At 35.8% G+C, this 3,493-nt stretch carries 3 protein-coding genes; all 3 read left to right on the top strand.

The genetic code is table 11. From position 1 onward, the window contains the following. The first annotated feature begins 663 nt into the window (after positions 1 to 663). A complete protein-coding gene (locus tag JM172_RS24070) occupies positions 664 to 885 on the top strand; it encodes a hypothetical protein (protein ID WP_214484921.1) in 222 nt (73 codons plus the stop codon). Next, on the top strand, positions 845 to 2,662 hold the full coding sequence (ltrA, locus tag JM172_RS24065; protein ID WP_483297280.1) for a group II intron reverse transcriptase/maturase: 1,818 nt from the start codon (positions 845 to 847) through the stop codon (positions 2,660 to 2,662). The genes JM172_RS24070 and ltrA overlap by 41 nt, the downstream gene beginning before the upstream one ends. Before the next feature lie 222 nt (positions 2,663 to 2,884). Beyond that, positions 2,885 to 3,034: a hypothetical protein gene (locus tag JM172_RS24060; RefSeq protein WP_250886872.1), complete on the top strand. Its 150-nt coding sequence runs from the start codon at positions 2,885 to 2,887 to the stop codon at positions 3,032 to 3,034. Positions 3,035 to 3,493 lie beyond the last annotated feature (459 nt).

The raw sequence follows: 3,493 nt of genomic DNA, 5'->3' as shown, positions 1-3,493 counted from the left end.
ACCATACCATTGGTATAAAGTCTATGAAGATAACTAAAATGTAGAGTTTGTGAAGTAATGTACTTAAAGTAAAGGGGGCTTAAATCGGTGCGAAATGTTCCTGGCTCAAATGAAATGTGGTCACACAATTTTGGTAAAAGCCAGGCAGTTTTAGTCTTCTAAAACTGAAGGGTTACATTGAGGAGTCGAATGAGGAAATAACGTTCTGAAGGGCTTCCCCTGCGTCGAGTAGCACACCATCTAGTAAGAGATTTTGTGTTATAAGCTCGGTCAATAGGTGCGAGAATTTACCGTAACAGTTTGGCTGACGAAAGCCTACCCGATGGGGTGGTGTAAATCATGGTGCTTGGGTTGAACGAATATGGTGAGAATGCAAATTAATAAAACAATTAATCTAATTGCTGACGAATCTCTGAATGTACGGGTCTATACGCCCATGATACAGAAATGTATTTACTACTATATGTAGGGTTAGCTGTGGATGAGTAAAAATCGGTTATATGAAAGTCCATGGTGTGTTACAGGCACACTCCAAGTTAACAGGCTCATAGGAGGCACCTAAGTTTGTTCTTTAATAAATGTAACTCAACATTGTAAGCTGATAACGTGGAGAGCTTACTCTCAATGAAACGGTGGAAAGGAAAATAATCGTGAGATTAGCGATTGTATAACTTTTCTTTATATCAGGGAAAGTGGTGGTACAGTACCTTTGAAGCGTGTAATGAACGTGGAGGGATAACCACTAGACTAGTAGAAGATTCATTCATCATGCAAGACAGTTCTTCAACGATTAATAAGGTTCTTGTAAGACTAATAGAGGTTCAGCTCCAAAGGAGCCACCGACTTGTTAAAACGAAAGAAACTGAGGCACAACGAGTATTTTAATATGCAATTTCATTTTGATTCTTTATATGCTCAAAGTGCTAATGGTCAAAATTTTTATGGATTACTTGATTTGATGAGATCGGATGAAAATATCCGAATGGCTTACCGAAATATTAAACGAAATACTGGAAGTAAAACTGCGGGATTTGATGGACTAACGATTAAAGATATCAATTATTTACCGGTATCCGAAGTTGTATCTACGATACAACAATTGTTTAAATGCTATAAGCCAAAACCTGTCCGAAGAGTATTCATCCCTAAGGCAAATGGTAAGACACGTCCTTTAGGAATTCCTACTATTTGGGATAGGCTTTTCCAACAATGTATCCTTCAAGTGCTTGAGCCAATCTGTGAGGCAAGGTTTTACAAACATAGTTATGGTTTTAGACCAAATCGCAATACGCATCATGCCAAAGCTAGGTTCGAAACGCTCATTAACCGGGGATGCCTATATCACTGTGTAGACGTTGATATAAAAGGTTTCTTTGATAATGTGAAGCATGCCAAATTATTAAAACAAATTTGGTCATTAGGTATTCGGGATAAAGCATTGCTTTCCATTATTTCAAAGCTATTAAAAGCTCAGATTATCGGAGAAGGAATTCCCAAGAAAGGCACACCACAAGGTGGCATTTTATCGCCGCTATTATCTAACATTGTTTTAAACGAGTTAGATTGGTGGGTTAGTAATCAATGGGAAAATCTAAAGACAAAGAAACCTTATCAATCACACAACGGCAGATACAATGCCTTAAAACAAACCAAATTGAAACACTGTTATATTGTGAGGTATGCAGATGATTTTAAAGTTCTTTGTCGTAGTCGTTCTCAGGCAATTAAAATGCATTTCGCTATAAAGGATTTTCTGAAAACTAGATTACACCTAGAGATAAATGAAGAAAAGTCCAAAGTGATAAACCTTAAGAAAAACTCGTCAGAGTTTCTAGGATTCCGCATAAAAGCACATGCGAAAAAGACAAGTAAAAGAACACTTTATGTGGCTCGTTCACATATGACAAAGAAGGCACTTGCTAATGCACAAATAAAATTGAAACAAGCGATTAAGGCGATTCAAAAACATCAATCACCGAGAAATGCTTGGCGTTTTAATATGGTTGTAATAGGGTTGCAGAACTACTATTCGGCAGCTTCACACATCACAAAAGACTTAAACGGGCTGAATCATCGTCTTAACAAAGCGTCTTATAATCGACTAAAAGAAATGAGAAAAGTTGCATCGTTAGAGGAATTCTCACCTTCATTACAAAAAAGGTATAAAGATTATGATTGTAAGCTCTATAAAATAAAAGGAATTGTGCTTGCTCCTATTCATGCCCAACGTAATAAAGTTAACTTAAACTTCTCACAAACCATCTGTAATTACACAACCATAGGCAGGGACAAAATTCATCAGAACTTACGGGCAATTAATAAACAAACACTCGTCTATGTAATGAAACAATTTATACCGAGCCGATCTATTGAATACAACGATAATCGCATCAGCCGATTTATTGCACAATATGGAAAATGTGGGGTTATAGGAATTGAGCTAGGTATGGACGATTGGCACTGTCATCATAAGACACCCTTCTGTCTAACAAAAGATGATTCCTACGGGAATCTGATGGTAGTACATAAACCTGTTCATAACCTTATTCATATGAGGAAAAAAGAGAAAATACAGGTGCTTTTAAACACACTAAAGTTAAATGAAAAACAACTTTTAAAGGTCAATGAATTGCGCAAGCAATGTCTAAACGATGCAATCTGATTTTACATCTCATCTTGCTTATACATGAAAATATGGAATGGATTGGATTAGTTGGAACGCCGTATGCGAGGAAACCCGCCTGTACGGTGTGAAGTGGGGGAAAATCTGGAGATAATTTCAAAAGCTTACCTATCACTATAAGAAGATATTACAAGTTATCTCGAATTCAAGCTTTCGACTATCGGGCCCATTTCAGGAATAAGAATTGTGTCTATTTTTTGATTGTCTAAACTAATTTCAATTATAGATAGAGACGAAATTTCAGAAATTGAGTGGGTAGACATACAAAGGGCTAATGAATTAATGCCTTATCATCCTTATGGAGTGGATAGCTTACTAAAAGCCTCTTCTCCTTATACATTTCAAGGTTAATAAACCCTCCGGTTCTTCAACTATATGGCGCAAGAAAGTAGTAAAGGCTATCTGGACAATGTTAAGGATAGTTACCTATTAAGTAAACACAAGTGATAATTTGTTTCGTATCTTTTATATAACAGCTAGGTTGATTTTCAACAGTAATGGTGCATTTGTGATGATTAAAAAAAATATTATAGTTGCAAGAACAACTCTGACAAGTATATGTCAGAGTTCATTTGTTATGATTTATATTAGTTGATCAAAGTTTCTTAATTGCCAGTATAGTCACTCATTATTTCATTGCGTAAAATAAGTGTGCTTATAACTATTTTGAAGGGGAAGGTTATTATGAGTAAAGAGAGAGAACAAGTTATAATGAAATTAAGAGAATTTCAAAAAAATCAGTTTAACGTAGAAAAAGTGCAGGATGCGTGGGAGTACATGCCAATACTACTTAACTATATTGGAGATATC

Origin of the sequence: Bacillus sp. SM2101, assembly GCF_018588585.1 — a bacterium.
GTDB classification, from domain to species: Bacteria; Bacillota; Bacilli; order Bacillales; family SM2101; genus Nanhaiella; species Nanhaiella sioensis.
Note: the sequence above shows the minus strand (reverse complement) of the source record. Positions and strands in the feature narration are given on the sequence as shown.